The organism is Actinomadura sp. 1N219 (assembly GCF_044326405.1).
In the GTDB taxonomy this organism is placed as follows: Bacteria; Actinomycetota; Actinomycetes; order Streptosporangiales; family Streptosporangiaceae; genus Spirillospora.
This window is the reverse complement of the sequence record NZ_JBIRAY010000007.1, coordinates 101,079-115,289: the sequence shown is the minus strand read 5'-3', so window position 1 is coordinate 115,289 and position 14,211 is coordinate 101,079. Positions and strand designations below refer to the sequence as shown.

At 69.4% G+C, this 14,211-nt stretch carries 18 protein-coding genes; 8 read left to right on the top strand and 10 right to left on the bottom strand.

Annotation, left to right across the window (positions count from 1 at the left end):
• Positions 1-305 precede the first annotated feature (305 nt).
• On the bottom strand, positions 306-1,457 hold the full coding sequence (locus tag ACH35V_RS22460; RefSeq protein WP_395974900.1) for a hypothetical protein: 1,152 nt from the start codon (positions 1,455-1,457) through the stop codon (positions 306-308).
• A gap of 142 nt (positions 1,458-1,599) precedes the next feature.
• Positions 1,600-2,349, bottom strand: coding sequence for a TetR/AcrR family transcriptional regulator (locus ACH35V_RS22455; RefSeq protein ID WP_395974898.1), 750 nt, complete (start codon positions 2,347-2,349; stop codon positions 1,600-1,602).
• Positions 2,350-2,453: 104 nt separating this feature from the next.
• Here ACH35V_RS22455 and ACH35V_RS22450 point away from each other — a divergent pair, with 104 nt between their 5' ends.
• The 3 genes from ACH35V_RS22450 (at position 2,454) to ACH35V_RS22440 (ending at position 5,275) form a co-directional block, all read left to right on the top strand.
• Positions 2,454-3,074 carry a hypothetical protein gene (locus ACH35V_RS22450; RefSeq protein WP_395974897.1) on the top strand — a complete coding sequence of 207 codons (621 nt, stop codon included), beginning with the start codon at positions 2,454-2,456 and terminating at the stop codon, positions 3,072-3,074.
• Complete coding sequence (locus ACH35V_RS22445; RefSeq protein WP_395974896.1) at positions 3,071-4,258, top strand: NAD-dependent epimerase/dehydratase family protein; 1,188 nt, start codon at positions 3,071-3,073, stop codon at positions 4,256-4,258. The genes ACH35V_RS22450 and ACH35V_RS22445 overlap by 4 nt, the downstream gene beginning before the upstream one ends.
• A gap of 162 nt (positions 4,259-4,420) precedes the next feature.
• Positions 4,421-5,275: an SDR family oxidoreductase gene (locus ACH35V_RS22440; protein WP_395974894.1), complete on the top strand. Its 855-nt coding sequence runs from the start codon at positions 4,421-4,423 to the stop codon at positions 5,273-5,275.
• A gap of 228 nt (positions 5,276-5,503) precedes the next feature.
• Here ACH35V_RS22440 and ACH35V_RS22435 read toward each other — a convergent pair whose 3' ends face one another.
• Genes ACH35V_RS22435 through ACH35V_RS22425 form a run of 3 tightly spaced genes read right to left on the bottom strand, consistent with a single transcriptional unit; the run spans position 5,504 to position 7,301 of the window.
• Positions 5,504-6,091 (bottom strand): dihydrofolate reductase family protein, encoded by a 588-nt coding sequence (locus ACH35V_RS22435; protein ID WP_395974893.1) that lies wholly within the window; start codon positions 6,089-6,091, stop codon positions 5,504-5,506.
• A gap of 4 nt (positions 6,092-6,095) precedes the next feature.
• Entirely contained in the window at positions 6,096-6,695 is a 600-nt protein-coding gene (locus ACH35V_RS22430; RefSeq protein ID WP_395974891.1) for a dihydrofolate reductase family protein, read from the bottom strand.
• 42 nt (positions 6,696-6,737) lie between these two features.
• Positions 6,738-7,301, bottom strand: coding sequence for a YceI family protein (locus ACH35V_RS22425; protein WP_395974890.1), 564 nt, complete (start codon positions 7,299-7,301; stop codon positions 6,738-6,740).
• A gap of 137 nt (positions 7,302-7,438) precedes the next feature.
• Between ACH35V_RS22425 and ACH35V_RS22420 the strand changes: the two genes are divergently transcribed.
• A complete protein-coding gene (locus tag ACH35V_RS22420) occupies positions 7,439-8,560 on the top strand; it encodes a LuxR C-terminal-related transcriptional regulator (RefSeq protein WP_395974889.1) in 1,122 nt (373 codons plus the stop codon).
• 304 nt (positions 8,561-8,864) lie between these two features.
• Here ACH35V_RS22420 and ACH35V_RS22415 read toward each other — a convergent pair whose 3' ends face one another.
• The 4 genes from ACH35V_RS22415 to ACH35V_RS22400 all read right to left on the bottom strand — a co-directional run bounded on the left by ACH35V_RS22415 (position 8,865) and on the right by ACH35V_RS22400 (position 11,091).
• Entirely contained in the window at positions 8,865-9,293 is a 429-nt protein-coding gene (locus tag ACH35V_RS22415; RefSeq protein ID WP_395974887.1) for an SUKH-4 family immunity protein, read from the bottom strand.
• Positions 9,294-9,420: 127 nt separating this feature from the next.
• Positions 9,421-9,702 carry a hypothetical protein gene (locus ACH35V_RS22410; RefSeq protein ID WP_395974885.1) on the bottom strand — a complete coding sequence of 94 codons (282 nt, stop codon included), beginning with the start codon at positions 9,700-9,702 and terminating at the stop codon, positions 9,421-9,423.
• A gap of 475 nt (positions 9,703-10,177) precedes the next feature.
• Entirely contained in the window at positions 10,178-10,720 is a 543-nt protein-coding gene (locus ACH35V_RS22405) for a hypothetical protein (RefSeq protein ID WP_395974884.1), read from the bottom strand.
• Complete coding sequence (locus ACH35V_RS22400) at positions 10,690-11,091, bottom strand: hypothetical protein (RefSeq protein ID WP_395974882.1); 402 nt, start codon at positions 11,089-11,091, stop codon at positions 10,690-10,692. Before ACH35V_RS22400 ends, ACH35V_RS22405 begins: the two co-directional genes overlap by 31 nt.
• A gap of 209 nt (positions 11,092-11,300) precedes the next feature.
• Between ACH35V_RS22400 and ACH35V_RS22395 the strand changes: the two genes are divergently transcribed.
• A complete protein-coding gene (locus ACH35V_RS22395; RefSeq protein ID WP_395974881.1) occupies positions 11,301-11,549 on the top strand; it encodes a hypothetical protein in 249 nt (82 codons plus the stop codon).
• On the opposite strand, the gene ACH35V_RS22390 is transcribed toward ACH35V_RS22395, so the two are convergent.
• Complete coding sequence (locus tag ACH35V_RS22390) at positions 11,546-11,791, bottom strand: hypothetical protein (RefSeq protein ID WP_395974880.1); 246 nt, start codon at positions 11,789-11,791, stop codon at positions 11,546-11,548. The two genes, ACH35V_RS22395 and ACH35V_RS22390, sit on opposite strands and share 4 nt — an antisense overlap.
• Positions 11,792-11,998: 207 nt before the next feature.
• Between ACH35V_RS22390 and ACH35V_RS22385 the strand changes: the two genes are divergently transcribed.
• The 3 genes from ACH35V_RS22385 to ACH35V_RS22375 all read left to right on the top strand — a co-directional run bounded on the left by ACH35V_RS22385 (position 11,999) and on the right by ACH35V_RS22375 (position 14,127).
• A complete protein-coding gene (locus ACH35V_RS22385; protein WP_395974878.1) occupies positions 11,999-12,253 on the top strand; it encodes a peptidoglycan-binding protein in 255 nt (84 codons plus the stop codon).
• A gap of 759 nt (positions 12,254-13,012) precedes the next feature.
• Positions 13,013-13,387 carry a hypothetical protein gene (locus tag ACH35V_RS22380; RefSeq protein WP_395974876.1) on the top strand — a complete coding sequence of 125 codons (375 nt, stop codon included), beginning with the start codon at positions 13,013-13,015 and terminating at the stop codon, positions 13,385-13,387.
• A 602-nt stretch (positions 13,388-13,989) separates the two neighbouring features.
• Positions 13,990-14,127: a hypothetical protein gene (locus ACH35V_RS22375; protein ID WP_395974874.1), complete on the top strand. Its 138-nt coding sequence runs from the start codon at positions 13,990-13,992 to the stop codon at positions 14,125-14,127.
• Positions 14,128-14,211 lie beyond the last annotated feature (84 nt).

Genomic DNA, 14,211 nt, shown 5'->3' with positions numbered 1-14,211 from the left:
TCGAGAAACATCCGTAATGGGACACAGGGATTGATCTATGGACAGAGAGTCCGTTACGTGACGAACAAACGAAAGATCGCGGTTTTGGGCCAGCGTCGAGCGGCCCTCTACGTGCGTTGAGCACACCCGTCGCGTGCGACGAACGGTCGAATCTCCACGGCGAACGGCAGGCAGGGGGTCTGTCTCACCCCTGAGCCCGATGTCCTGGGCCGGAAGGCGGCGGCGCCCCCGGCGCCACGGACGACGCCTTCGCCGAGCACGACCTCCGCCGTGCCGCTCGCGGACGGCGGAGGTCGTGCGCCGGATCAGCGGTGGCGGTAGACGGCCCCGTCGATCTCCTCGGGGGTCTCGATCCGGCCCACTCCCCACAGGGACCGGGTACCGGGAATCAGCACCAGGTCCCTGATGCGCGCGGTACGGCCTGCCGCGTCGATCGTCGCCGTTCGCCAGGTGCCGTCCGCCGCCCGGTGCATCAGCGGCGTGGCGTCGGGCGTCGGGCCGGAGGAGTCGTCCCAGCCGGTGATCCACAGCCCGCCGCGCCCGTCGGAGGCGAGCCTGCTGGGGATCCATGTGCCGGGGACGTCCTGGCTCCGCCACGTCCTGCCGTCCCAGTGGGCCAGGACGGGCTGCTCCTCATAGTGGTCCGACCCGTCCGACCGGTAGACGTTCCCGGTCACCCACACGTCGCGGCTGGACGTCGCGAGGACGTCGCGCAGGTGCACGCACTGGTACGGGCCGCCCTCGTCGGGCTGCGGGATGTCGGGCGGCAACGCGTCGCCGACGGGCATCGCACGCCATCGCCTGCCGTCGTAGCGGGCGACCGTGCGGTCGCCGCAGCCGGTCGACCGGGTGGCGCCCACGGCCCAGATGTCGCGCGCGGAGACGGCGCTGCCGCGTTCCAGCAGGAGGTCGCCGACATCGGCCCGGCTCCACCGGCTGCCGTCGAAATGCCAGGTCCCGACGCCGGCGCCGGCCCGCGAGTAGCCGAAGACCCAGACGTCGCGGCGGCCGGTGGTGATCACGTCGCTGGTCAGGCCCTCCTCCCACCGGTGGGAGGACGTCCAGGCGCTCCCGTCCCAGCGCAGCGCGTACGAGGGCCCCGCGTCACCATGGTCGGCGACGGCCCACACGTTCCGCGCGGAGGTCGTGCTGGCCGCGTCGATGTATCCGTCGACCTCGTCTGGCAGGGCGACGTTTTGCCACTCGCCGTCCACCAAGCGCCTTGCGACGGGACGCATGGGCGGCGTGTCACCGATCACGCCCCCGAACACCCAGGCGTTGCGCCTGCTCGACGTGGCCACCGTCTCGAGGTCGTCCCAGCCGGGATTGGGACCGGCCTCGACAACCCGCCACTCCGAACCGTCCGCCTGGGCGGGCACCGCCGCCGCCATCGCCGCCGCCATCGTGGCCGCCAGCAGCGCGGCCCCGCACGCCACGGCCCGTCTCGTTCTGATCATCACGGACTCGTCCCTCCTCGCGGGGACTGGTGAAGGTCTCCCCGTCGATTCATGACCTTCGTGAAGAGGACGGGCACCCGCGCCGAGGAGAGCACCACGGCGACCACTGCCGGACACGACGTTTACCGGACCGCTGACGGGCTCACCCCGAACGTCCTGGGTGCGGGTCGGCTTCCGGGTCTTCGGCGTGGTGTTCGGCATCGGGGTCGTGTGGGCTGGTGGCGATCGCGTCGAGGAGCCGGTGCAGTCCCCAGAGGTACTGCTCGGTGGAGATGTAGCCGGCCATGGTGGCCGTTGCCGCGGCGGAGCGGGGGTAGTGGTCGGCCGGTGTCGCGGCCAGGGTGCGGCGCCGGTCGGTGATGCGTTGTGTCTCTGGCGGTAGCGGGCCGGGTTGGTCGGTGTCGGCGATTTCCAGGGCGATCGACCCGAAGACGTAGACGATCAGCAGGTAGCAGGCGCGTGCGGCGGTGGCGGAGTCGAGTCCGGCGTCGGCGAGCAGTTCCAGGAGGCGTTCGTTGAGGGCGAGGGCGTTGGGTCCGTCCATCGGGCCGCCGATCAGCAGGGGGACCGCGCCGGGGTGCTCGCTCAGGTGCTGCCTGAGTTCGAGGGCGAGGGACTGGACGCGTAGCCGCCACGGCTGGGTGCGGTCGGCGAACACGTCGTGGTTGACCTCGCCGAGCAGGCGCTCGACCAGTGCCTTGACCACGGCGGCCTTGTCGGGGAAGTAGGTGTAGACGGCGTTGGGGGCCACGCCGACCCGGGCGGCGATGCCGCGCACCGACGCCGCGGCGGGGCCGCCCTCGTCCAGCAGGGTCAACGCGGCGTCGAGGAGTTCATCCGCGGTCAGGGCCCGCGGTCGGCCACGGCGGCCGGTTCCGGACGGCTTGGGCATCGCCACCTCCCTTGCTTAATTTCTGGCCACCGTACAGTATTTGTACACCGTCCAGAAAAGAGTTCGGACGGGGAGGTGAACACCGAGCTGAGGAGCTGAGCACAATGACCCACACGAGGACCGACGCGAGGATCCACGCGAAGGCGTCCCAACCGTCCTTCCTGCGCACCTGGTTGATCTGGACGGCGGGTTTCCTCGCCTTCCCCCTCGCCGGAATCGCGGGTACCGGCGTGGCTGGCCGCCTCGACAGCCCGTCCGCGGCGCTGCTCGGCGGCGGCGTCACCGGGCTGGTCATCGGCGCCGGGCAGGCCCTGGCCGGGGGGCGGCGGCTCGACCCGCGCCGGTGGATCCCGGCCACCGCGATCGGGATGGGCCTGGGTCTGGGCCTGGGGGCCGCCGCCGTCGACTATCAGACATCCCTGGCCGACCTGGCCCTGATGGGCGTCCTCACCGGCCTCGTGCTGGGCCCCGCGCAAGCCGCCGCGCTGCCCCGTCACACCCGTCGCCGCTGGGCCTGGGCCGCTGCGCTTCCCGTCCTGTGGTCCCTGGGCTGGACGGTCACCACCCTGGCCCAGATCCAGGTCGATGAACAGTTCATGATCTTCGGCGCGGCCGGGGCGTTGACGTTCTCCGCCGTGTCCGGGCTCCTGCTCCACCACCTGCTGCCTCACCGGGGCGGCCTCCACCCGGATCAGGCGCACGCGCCGGTCGGGACGCGGGCATGACCGGCGCGCGGCACGTCATCTTCGGCACCGGCGCGATCGGACTGGCCACCCTGGACGCACTGCGGCGCCGCGGCCACCACGTCCGGATGATCAACCGCTCCGGCCACGCCTCCGTCCCCGCCGACGTCGAGATCATCGGCGGCGACGCCCGCGACCCCGACTTCACCACCGCGGCCGCGCACGGCGCCACCGTGCTCTACCAGACCCTCAACCCGCCCTACCCGCAATGGACCGCACAGTTCCCCGCCCTGCAGACCGGCGTCCTGGCCGCCGCCCAGGCGACCGGGGCCCGGCTGGTCAGCATGGAGAACGTCTACATGTACGGCCGTCCCGCCGGACACCCGCTCACCGAAGACCGTGCCCACGACGCCCACACCCGCAAGGGACGACTGCGCGGGCAGATGGCCGCTGAACTCCTGGCCGCCCACGACGCCGGCCGCGTCCAGGTCGCGATCGGCCGCGCATCGGACTACTTCGGCCCCCGCGGCGGCGCCCAGTCCAACCTCGGCGACCGCGTCTTCCCCGCCGCCCTGGCCGGCAAGACCGCCACCACGCTCGGCGACCCCGACCAACCACACACCTACACCTACATCCCCGACATCGGCGAAGGCCTGGCCGTCCTCGGCGAACACCCCGACGCCCCCGGCCAGGTATGGCACCTGCCCAACGACCCCGACACCCGCACCACCCGCGCCATCGTCGAGACGATCTACCGGTGCGCCGGCCGGCCGCGCACCAAGCACCGCACCATCCCGCCGCTGCTGCTACGCGCCATCGCCCTGACCAACCCCACCGTCCGCGAACTGCTGGAAATGCAATACCAATTCGACGAACCCTTCATCGTCGACAGCAGCAAAATCGCCACCAAACTCGGCCTCACCGCGACCCCCCTCGACCAGGCCATCACCGACACCCTCGCCACCTATCGCCACGCCTCGACGACGGCGACCGAGCCCCATCCGGCGTCGCTCCTGACACGCTGCTCACCCGTACGCACCCGGTCCTCGGCGGAGGACCACCCTGGCGCCAGCTCACCGACGCAGGACGCACACCATGCCCGAGATCGCCCGATCCCGGATCGCCGTCCAAGACCGCCGATCATGGCGGGTCATTGCCGACCAAGAGAAGGCGACGCACGATGGCGGCAACAGGAAGCCCGCTCGCGCCGACGGTCACCAACCTGACGGCGCAGCACAACGCGCCCATAACGGCGTCCACTCGCAAGACAGCACCCCGGGGCAAACTCGTCATCACCGTCTGACCCGTCCTGGACGGGTCCGCATACGAAGGAGCGCGACCATGGGACAGGTTCACCGCACTGCTGTCGATGCCAGCAAATGACCCCGATGGCGGGCAAGACGGTGCTGGTCACCGGCGGTTCCGGCGGCATCGGCCGGGCCACGGCGCTCGGCCTGGCCAGGATGGGCGCGAACGTCGCGATCACCGGCAGGGACGGCGCCCGCACGCAGGACGCGGCCCGCGCGATCCACGCCGCCACCGGCGCGCACATCGACGTCCTCGTCGCGGACCTGTCCGCCCAGTCAGAGGTACGCCGGATGGCTGACGAGGCGCTCCAGCGCCTTCCCCGGATCGACGTGCTGGTCAACAACGTCGGAGGCTACTGGAACACCCGCCACCTCACCGCCGACGGGCTCGAACGGACCTTCGCGCTCAACCACCTGGCACCATTCCTGCTCACCAACCTGCTTATCGACCGGCTCAGGCACAGCGCTCCCGCGCGGGTGGTGACGGTCTCCTCCCACGCACACGCCCAAGGCCGGATCGACTTCGACGACCTCCAGGGCGAACGGTCCTACTCCGGCGCCCGGGCCTACAACCAGTCCAAACTCGCCAACGTCCTCTTCACCTACGAACTCGCGGTGGGGCTGCAGGGAAGCGGCGTCGTCGCCAACGCCCTGCATCCCGGCGTCGTGAGCACCTCGTTCGGAGCCGAGGACCCGGGCCGCACTCAACGGCTGCTGGTGCCGCTCATACGGCCCTTCATGAAGGACGCCGCGCACGGTGCCGCCACCTCGATCCACGTGGCGAACGCACCGGAACTCGAGGGGACCAGCGGCCTCTACTTCGCCGGCTGCGCACCCAAACGATCCTCCCGGCACAGCCACGACAAGGCCGCCGCCGACCGGCTTTGGCGGGTGAGCACCCACCTGGTCAGCCTGAGCCCGCACGAAACGGGGTAAGCCGCCCTTGCGCTGGCCGGGCGGACCTCATCCGTGCAGGTGGGGGCCTTCCCGACGGGCGCGGGGGGCGCGATGAAGTCGTGCAGCCAGGGGGCGGGGCGCCGGGGGCACGGCCGCCACTGGGGGAGAACAGCGGGAACGGTCCGGCTTCCGCGGCGTCTACGGAGCGCTCACCGAGAAAGGCCATGCCGCACTCAAACAAGCCGCGCCCAGCCGGGCCCAAGGGGGTCACGGACGGCGGATGCGGTAGCGCATGTGTGTGACGTGTTGTGCGGGGTCCTCGACTTGCGGAGTGGTCAACCGGCGGACCAGGTCGAGTTCGATGAGCTCGGCGGGCAGGTCGTCGAACAGCCTTCGTCCCTGGCCGAGCAGGACCGGTACGACGTGGAGTTCCAGTTCGTCGAGCTGCCCGGCTCGCAGCAGTGCCTGCGCCGCCCCGGCGCCGTGCACCATCACCTCGCCGTCTCCGGCTGCCGCGCGGGCCTGCGCGGCGCACTCGCTCACGTCGGTGACGTAGCGGACGCTCCCCGGCGGCGGGTCGTCCGGGACGTGGTGGGTCAGGACGAAGATCGGGACGCCGTCGTGGTGGTCGCCCTGCCAGCGGCCGGCGTGTTCGTAGGTACGGCGGCCGGAGATGACGGCGCGGGTGGCCAGCACCTCGGTATAGACCTGTCCGTTCGGTCCCGGGTCGTTGCGCCGGTCGAGCCAGTTGAAGAGGCGGAACCCGCCGATGCCCATCGGGTTGTCCAGGCTGTCCTGCGGGCCTGTGACGTAACCGTCCAGGGACATGGTCATATACAGCCGGATGAGTGCCATCGCCTTAGTCCGCCGTCCTTACGTGGTAGCGCAGGTGCGCCACGCCTGGCCCGTCCATGGCACGGAGCAGTTCGAGTTCGATGTGGTCGGGTGGCATGTCCTCGAAGAGCAGTTCGCCCTGTCCGAGCAGGACCGGGATCAGGTGAATCTGCAGCTCGTCCAGGACACCGGCGGCGAGTGCGAGCTGAGCGGTGCGGGCTCCGTGGACGAGTACGTCCTTGTCGCCGGCCGCGTCCTTGGCCATTCTCATCGCGGCCGTGATGTCGCTTACGTAGCTGACCCCAGGCCATTGTCTCTTGGGATCGGGCTGATGGCGGCTCAGGACGAAGATCGGCACGCCATCGTGGTGGTCGCCGCCCCAGCCGTCGGCGAGCTCGAACGTCCGCCGGCCGACGACGACCGCCCCGGTGGCCAGGGCCTCGTCCATGACGTCACGGTTCACGCCCGCCAGGTGGCCGCCTTTTCGGTGCTCGGCATCGGCGTCCGGCAGAAGCCACTCGTGCAGCCGCTGCCCTTTGTCGCCGAGCCCGTTGCCCGCCGCCACGTTCGGTCCGGCGATGAACCCGTCCACCGACATCGACATGTACAGCACGGTCTTACTCATGCTCCCGATCCTTTCGGTACGTGCGACGGTTGCCACGAGGGGTCATCGCGGGTCGGGGTCGGGTCCGGTGCCCGTGAATTCGATCTCGATGGCGATCTCGATGGCGTCGGCGACCACGGCGTTGCCGGCGCCGAAGGCGAGTTGGATGTCGACGCCGAACGCGGCACGGCTGATCGTGGTGGTCGCCGAGAACCCGGTGCGCCCCGCGCCGGACGGATCGTCGACGACGCCGTGGAACTCGGCCTCCAACTCGACGGTCTCGGTGACACCGTGCAGGGTCAATTCGCCGACCAGGACGAAGGTCTCGCCGTCGAAGCCGCGGACCTCGGTCGAGGTGAACTCGATCTGCGGATGGTTCTCCACGTCCAGGAAGTCGGCGGACCTGAGGTGCTGGTCACGCTGCCGGTTTCCGGTGTCCACCGAGGCGGGGTCGATGAGGGCGGTCACCCGGCCGCCGTCGTCGCCGACGGTCAGCGCCGCCGAGGCGAGCGCGAACCTTCCCCTGACCTTGCCGACGCCCATGTGGCGGACCTTGAACGAGATGTCGGAATGGACGGGATCGCCGACCCAGGTGCCGGCGGCGAGGGCGGCATCGACAGTGCTCATGGCGTATGGGGCTCCCTCTTCGCGGCCCGGCATGCTGGGCGGACACTGATGTGTGCGCCCAGCATGCGAGATCATGGAGCCGGGGTGGTATCCCAGATTTCTGGGATAACGCCGTCGATCGCCATAGGCTCCCGATCGTGGTCAACGCATCGGCGGCGCATGCGCGCGTCCGCGACGAAATCGTCAGGCTGGTCCACCGGGGATTGCCCGCGCCGGAGTTCGCGCAGGCCGTCGGCGATGCCCTGACCCGGGCCGTGCCCGCCGAGGGCACCTGCCTGATGACGACCGACCCCGCGACCATGCTCCCGACCGCGGAGTTCGTGGAGAACGGCCTGCCCGCGGCCGAGCTGCTCCGGCTCGTGGAGATCGAGGTGCGTGATCCGGACTTCAACAAGTGGACGCAGCTCGCCCATGCCGCCCGTCCGGCAGGCAGCCTGAGCGACGCCACCGCGGGTGATCTCGACCGGAGCCTGCGTCAGCGGGAGATCCGCCGCCCCGGGGGGTTCTCCGATGAGTTGCGGGTGGTGCTCGCCGACGGCACCGGGACATGGGGGCAGCTGACGGTGTTCCGGGAGGCGGGCCGCCCGTACTTCTCCTCGGCCGAGGTCGAGTTCGCCTCGTCGATCGCCGGCCTGATCGCCGATGGACTACGGCGCGGCCTGCTGCTCGGCGGCGCACAGGCCGGTGACGACGACGTCGGTCTCCTGGTCCTCGACGCCGATGACGGCGTGCACATGTCCAACAGGGCAGCGGATCACCTGCTGGACGAGCTGGGCACCGGTGGCAGACAGGGCGCTCGGCTGCCACTGGTGATCTCCGCTGTCGCCCGCCAGGCCCGTTCCCTCTCCGGCCCGGCGACCAGCACGCCACCTGCGCCGACCGGTACCGGGCCGGCCAAGGCCCGAGCGCGCACCCGGACCGGCCGGTGGCTGATCGTCCGAGGCTCGCTGCTGAACGACGGTCCGGAACCGCAGGTCGCGGTAATGCTGGAAGCCGCTCGCCCCGCCGAGATGGCACCCCTGATGGTCGATGCCTACGGCTTCACCGACAGCGAGCGCCGGGTCACCGAACTGGTGGCCCAAGGCTTGTCCACCAAGCAGATCGCCGCCCGGCTGCACGTGTCGTCGTACACCGTGCAGGACCACCTGAAGTCGATCTTCGCCAAGTCCGGCACCGGTTCACGCGGCGACCTGATCGCCCGCCTGTTCCTCGATCACTACGCCGTCTCCTTGACGTCCGGAATCGCCCCAGACATGTGAAGGGTTCTGATCCGATTCCATTCCAAGGGGAGTACGGCAGTGAATGGCGCCGAAATCTGGGCGGATGCGGTTGACCCGGTTTTCGGGGGGACGGGAAGCTGGTGGCTTCGGCCCCGTTCCAGGGCGTCGGGCGGCCGGTGTCCGTCCAGGTGGGCCGTCATCTACGCGAACGACTCCACCACGCGAGCCGCGACGCCCTCCAGCTCGAGGCAGCGTGCCGGCGGCCGCTTGCGCCCGGTGCGCGGCGTCCCCGTCCAGGTGTCCGGGGTGGCTGGTGATCAGGTGTGTGGCTGGGTGATTTGCATCACTCGACGTAGAGGCCGTTCTTGATGTCGTCAATTATGGTCTGCCAAAAAGAGTAAGGGTCGGCAAGAACGTCGGCGTCTATGGCCTCCAGGAAAGCTTTGACTTGATCACTGGCGGCGACATTGGTGCCGTAACGTACCGCCGACAGAGGTTTAGCCCTGTCGACGGCGGCAAGACTCTCCGCAAACGTACGCACGGAAGTGTTGAGCGGGTCCATCTCATCCGACCAGGGCGGTGCGGTGAACACTTCACCGGTAACGCGGTGCACACAGACTGGTATTTCGTCGATGTTCCACGCGCCGATGACGGCATAATCGGAATCCCGGTCCCATACGGTGACTGTTTTGGCAGCGCGAAACGAAACGGCATCCGTATCTGAAAGCCCGATGCTGGTTAGTGCTGCCCTCGTCTCCGGGTCGTCGATCACGGCGACTTGTTGTGCCGAATAGAGAGTCAATATAAGGCTGACCTCTTTTCAAGAATAGATCGCTGATGGTCCGTGATGACTCTGACTGCCCCTGCCAACCCAAGCTATCCGGGTGAGGCGCAATACATCAATCAAGGCCGCTGTAGTGCCGGAGCGTCCATCGACAACGGAGCGGAACAACAATCCGGCCGGGCAGGTCGCCCTGGGCGTTGAGCATGAATAGCCGGTACAGGGGGCGCGGCGTCCAGGGCGGCCAGGAGGCGGCGCGGGTGGCGAAGTTGCCTCCGGCGACCACCCGCAGCCGTGCGGGCAACCCCGCGACCATGGCGGCGAGCTGGTCTTCCGAGATCACGCATCGGCGCGCCCTCCGCATCGCGCGGTGCTCGTTCGGCGGTCGCCGCACGGGCATGGGTGGTCCTTCTGGTCCCCTTGCCTCACAGCGAATACCCGCGGGCCGCCCGTGCGCAACGGACCAAGGTCCTTGGCAGGCTTCCGCAATGAGTACGTCAGATATCCGACGAATGCGATCGCGATGGCGGCGTTCCCAGCCCATACCGCGATCCAGTAGCCCCGCGCGCGGTGGCCAACCACAGGCCCCGGCGCCTCCGGCGGGGCGCAGGTGCGTGCTCGTCAGATACCTCCTTCTCCACAGCGGCGGCGGCGCGTCGCCGGTAACGGCTCCGCGGGCGACTCCAGCTTCGGCGGCCGGTGCGCGCGGCCGTAGGGACCTCTGCCGCGTGTCCTGCGCCGTCCGGCCCTGCGAGGCCGTCGCGTACACGCCGAAGGAGGCGGGCTCGTCCTGGTAGGGCATCTACAGGTCGTTGCCGACGTTGGAGAGGTTGAAGCTCTTGTTCACCAGGGGAAGTCGGGGACGATCGCGCCGGTCAGCGCGATGGGGAGAGCCGACCAGTTGACGAACGAGGGCTCAACGATCTTGGTGCGGGTGAGGGTGCCGTAGCGGGCGAGTTCGACGCGGTGGACGATTGCGCCGCGCCAGGCATCGACGATGTCGACGCCGGAGGCCCGCCGTCCAAGGGGATGAGCGGCGGCCAGTAGGAGGCCGCGCCCGGGTTCGTCCCGTAGCCCAGGTCGTTGATGATCGCGATCGATGCGGTGGTCTCGCGGGCGCGGAACTGGAAGCGGGCCAGCACGTCGCCGCTGTCGGCGGTCGGGACGGTCAGCGCGGTACGCAGGTCGGTGAACGGGTGGTCGCGGCGGGCATCGGCGTCCAGGCCGCGGGCGCGGGCGCGGGCGACGTAGCCGAGGGCGCCCAGGTCACGGGCCGCTTGCGCGCTCAGCGGGGCGGTGCCGGTGAAGCGGTCGGCGACCACGATGTGGCCGAGCGCCAGCTCGACGACGTCGACCTCGATGGATCGCAGCAGCCGGGAGTCGGGGATCACGCGCAGGACGGCGCCGCCGAGTCGCACGCCGCCGCGCAGCAGCCGGTGTGGGTGACCTGGGCGTTGAGGCGGAGCAACTGCTCGCGGACGCCGCCGAACTGGGTGTTGAGGATCGAGTGGCGACGTCGTTGCACAGCGCGCCGAGGTCGGTGACGTGGTTGTAGAGCTGAGCCCGGCCAGGCTGGGCAGGACGGGGTCGGCCGGGTCGAGGCGGACGTGCAGTTCGGTGCGGTGGGTCCGATTCGGCGCGGGTCAATACGTAGACGGGCCCGCAGGGCGTCGGGGTCCTGGTGGGCCGCGACGAGGGCCAGGCGGAAGTCCTCGCCGAGTAGCGCGGCGGCTCGTCCGGGCAGCGCCCCGGCATCGACCTCGGCCATCGTCCGTTCGGGTGAGCTCATAAAAGTGCTCCAGGGACGGTGGCCGCGTGGTCCAGGAGATTGCGCAGCGGCCCGAGGTTGGTTCCGATCGCGGCGCAGCCAGCAGCAGCCCCAAGATGGGCGCCGCTTCGTCCGCCCGGGGGAGGCGGACGGGGAAGGTGGCCGCGCCGGGCCCGGTCTGCGGGGCGCCCAGCAGCATCCGGCCCGTCCGGGCCACGAGGCGGGCCGTGATGATCAGCAGCAGGATCAGGGCGGTGCCGCTGGCCCAGCCGAGGCCCCGCCGCGAAACCTGCCCGGACGACGCCGAGTTCGCCGGCGAACGGGCCGAACGGCGGGACGCCGAGCAGTGCGAGCCCGGCCGCGCCGAACCCCGCGGCGGGCAGCGGGGCGAGGCCCGTCCTGGCCCCGAACCCGAGGATCAGCAGCGCGACGGCGATGCGGGTCACGTCGGCGTCCGGGTGCCCGGCGTGGTCGGCTAGGGCTTGTTCGGCCTCACCAGCCGATGCGATGCGCGGCCACGGCGGACCCTCGATGCGCCAGTGCCGAGATCACCGCGCGGTCGGCCCAGTCCCACCGCGGCTGCCCCGACCTGCCGCCGCAGCACCGCGACCTGGTGGCGCAGCACCAAGATCTCTGCCTCCTTCGAGGCATCACCGCGAGCCGGCAGCACCAGCCGGCCCAGGACGCGGATGAACATCAAGTACAGCAGCCGAATGAGCATGAGAGCCGAGGGTAGAGCCCATCTCACATGCCATGGACGAGTTCTCACGGGTTCGCAGAAGCCATTGAATTTTCATCCTCCCGCGTATCCGGTAAAAAGCGGAGGCGACCTCTTTGCGTGAATCTTCCCTGGTGGGCATTGTGGCATTAACGCGGCATCATGGACTCTGACTGGTAAGAACCCGATACCGTCGAGGAGGGATTCGACATGGCTGGACCGGCCTACCCTGGCTACGTCTTCAAGCAGCCGCCGCCGATGAAGGGCAAGGGCAACGACGTAAAGAACTGGCAGACCCAGATGAACAAGCGCGGATTTCACCTCAAGGTCGACGGCATCTACGGCCCGAAATCCGAGGACGACTGCAGAGATCTCCAGAAGATGGCGAAACTGAAGGTAGACGGGACCGTCGGCCCGAAGACCTGGCACGCAACCTGGAATGCCGCGATCACACTGCCCGTGTAGCCGTTGAGCCGTCCTCCGTTCATTGGTGACGCTCAGCACAAAACAAAGCGTGCCGGAGCCCTGTTCCGGCACGCTCTGTTCTTTCCCGGTGCCGTTTACCGCGGATCAGCTCTGCAGGGTCGGCACACCGGCGACCAGTTCATTCCCGCCGCGGTGGCACCCGTTGCGGCGACTACCAGTCGCCTCCCGACTGGATCCAGCCGCCAGCCGATCACCATGCCGGATGAGAAGCCATCGCGGATCAGCGTGGCGTTGCGGTCACTCGTCGGCACTATCAATGCACTGATCGAGAGTGCACGATGAGCCGGAACCTGCGCGCTTTCAAGGGCGGCGCAGCCGAGTGAGTGCACTGGCAATCCGGCACCGCTCAACTGCTGCCCCGCCCTGCTCGGCGGCCGCAACGCAGGACCGGGTGTTTCTGACCGACCGGCGCGCCCCCGCCCGCACCCCGGTGATGGACGTCTGCCCGCCCCCAAACGGGCGCGGTTGCCGCACCAGCGCGCAGCCAGCCTGATCGAGGGATACACCCCCGCGGCCCTGATGGGGCCTAGTTGCTCTATTGAACTGACTCAGGTACCGTCCCGATTGGTCAGTAGCTCTAGTGCACTAACCCCTCATGGAACGGGGGCGCGGTGTAGTGCCTACGGGACGTGTCCATCGTGGCCTTGCGACACCGCCTGATATCGGGCGAATCCGCGCTGGAAGCGTTCCGGTGCGTTGCCCAAACCGGAGTCGATCATGAAAAACCTGGAGGAAAGTATGCGTACCAGCGTCCGACGCGGCATCGCCTTAGTCGCCGGCCTCGCGTTCGCGAGTGCGGGTGTCATGGCCACCGCGGTCCCGGCGTCGGCGGGCACCGACGCGGAGATCGTCCTCAAGCGTGGCGGGGTGTGGTGGAAGAGCTACGGCGACAAGTTCACCGTCAAGGACAGATTGGCGGACGGCTACTGGGTCCAGGGCATCTTCAGGATCAACGGCCGCGCCGAGCATTGGGTTGACAACAAGCGCGGAGCGGGCGAGGAGGTGACCTGGACCTACGACGCCCCCGAGGACCAGTTGATCGAGATCAAGATGTGCTACATGGACGAGGTCGTGACGTTGTGGTGCACCGGCTGGGCGAAGGGCCGGACCTGACCACGGTCGCCTCTCCGCTCCGGGGCGCCTGCGCTCGCTGATCCGGCGCGGCGGCGGCCCGCACCTCCCTCATTCCTTCGAACGCGACCGTGCCGTGCGGCTTGCGGTGCTCCATCGGTCGCCGGTGGAGCACCGCCCTCCGTCCAGACCCTCCTGAACCGGAGGCTCATCATCTTCTCCCTCGGCCTTCCACTGCTGTTGTTCCCGCTGGTGGGAGGCCCGGACCGGCATCAGCAACTCGGCAGGCGCGCCTTCCCCGTCTACTGCATGACCGGCATGGTGTCCTGGGGACGTTGGCCGCGGTCATGGCCGCCGGCTCACGCATCGCCGCCGAACGCGCCGACGGATGGAACCGCCCTCTGCGTGCCAGCCCGCTGCCCGCTCGCGCCTACTTCGCCGCCAAAGGCGGCCACCGAGTACCTGCCGGCCTTGATCAGCATGGCCGTCCTCTACATCGCCGCCGTCTTCATCGGCGTCCGGCCGTCCGCCTCGGGATGGCTGATCATGACCGGGCTCGTCCTGGCTGCCGCCGATCCGGTTGCGCGACCTCCGTCATGGTGCGGCAACGTTGGCGGGGGCGGGAGTTGAAGGTGACGCCGGACATGCTGGGCCATGCCAGCCTCGTGCTGACCGCCGACACCTTCACCTCGGTGCTGCCCGAGGTCGCTCACCGCGCGACCGAAAGGACCGCCGAGCATGTGAGGAGGCGGGTCGGCTGGTGCCCGGCACTAACCGGGTGAGTCGGCGAAACACCGGCCGCCGGAAACGCCGACGCGGGACGTCCGGTGCGGTCCCACCACGGGCGCCGATTGCGCATCCCGCAC

What these genes read in the sequence shown, in the direction of transcription:
- ACH35V_RS22400 (WP_395974882.1), bottom strand. Translation starts at nt 11,091, where the DNA reads ATGAGCTCACCCGAACGGACGATGGCCGAGGTCGATGCCGGGGCGCTG.
- ACH35V_RS22390 (WP_395974880.1), bottom strand. Translation starts at nt 11,791, where the DNA reads ATGCTCATTCGGCTGCTGTACTTGATGTTCATCCGCGTCCTGGGCCGG.
- ACH35V_RS22425 (WP_395974890.1), bottom strand. Translation starts at nt 7,301, where the DNA reads ATGAGCACTGTCGATGCCGCCCTCGCCGCCGGCACCTGGGTCGGCGAT.
- ACH35V_RS22440 (WP_395974894.1), top strand. Translation starts at nt 4,421, where the DNA reads ATGGCGGGCAAGACGGTGCTGGTCACCGGCGGTTCCGGCGGCATCGGC.
- ACH35V_RS22435 (WP_395974893.1), bottom strand. Translation starts at nt 6,091, where the DNA reads ATGGCACTCATCCGGCTGTATATGACCATGTCCCTGGACGGTTACGTC.
- ACH35V_RS22380 (WP_395974876.1), top strand. Translation starts at nt 13,013, where the DNA reads ATGCGTACCAGCGTCCGACGCGGCATCGCCTTAGTCGCCGGCCTCGCG.
- ACH35V_RS22385 (WP_395974878.1), top strand. Translation starts at nt 11,999, where the DNA reads ATGGCTGGACCGGCCTACCCTGGCTACGTCTTCAAGCAGCCGCCGCCG.
- ACH35V_RS22460 (WP_395974900.1), bottom strand. Translation starts at nt 1,457, where the DNA reads ATGATCAGAACGAGACGGGCCGTGGCGTGCGGGGCCGCGCTGCTGGCG.
- ACH35V_RS22430 (WP_395974891.1), bottom strand. Translation starts at nt 6,695, where the DNA reads ATGAGTAAGACCGTGCTGTACATGTCGATGTCGGTGGACGGGTTCATC.
- ACH35V_RS22445 (WP_395974896.1), top strand. Translation starts at nt 3,071, where the DNA reads ATGACCGGCGCGCGGCACGTCATCTTCGGCACCGGCGCGATCGGACTG.
- ACH35V_RS22450 (WP_395974897.1), top strand. Translation starts at nt 2,454, where the DNA reads ATGACCCACACGAGGACCGACGCGAGGATCCACGCGAAGGCGTCCCAA.
- ACH35V_RS22410 (WP_395974885.1), bottom strand. Translation starts at nt 9,702, where the DNA reads ATGCCCGTGCGGCGACCGCCGAACGAGCACCGCGCGATGCGGAGGGCG.
- ACH35V_RS22395 (WP_395974881.1), top strand. Translation starts at nt 11,301, where the DNA reads ATGATCAGCAGCAGGATCAGGGCGGTGCCGCTGGCCCAGCCGAGGCCC.
- ACH35V_RS22455 (WP_395974898.1), bottom strand. Translation starts at nt 2,349, where the DNA reads ATGCCCAAGCCGTCCGGAACCGGCCGCCGTGGCCGACCGCGGGCCCTG.
- ACH35V_RS22375 (WP_395974874.1), top strand. Translation starts at nt 13,990, where the DNA reads ATGCTGGGCCATGCCAGCCTCGTGCTGACCGCCGACACCTTCACCTCG.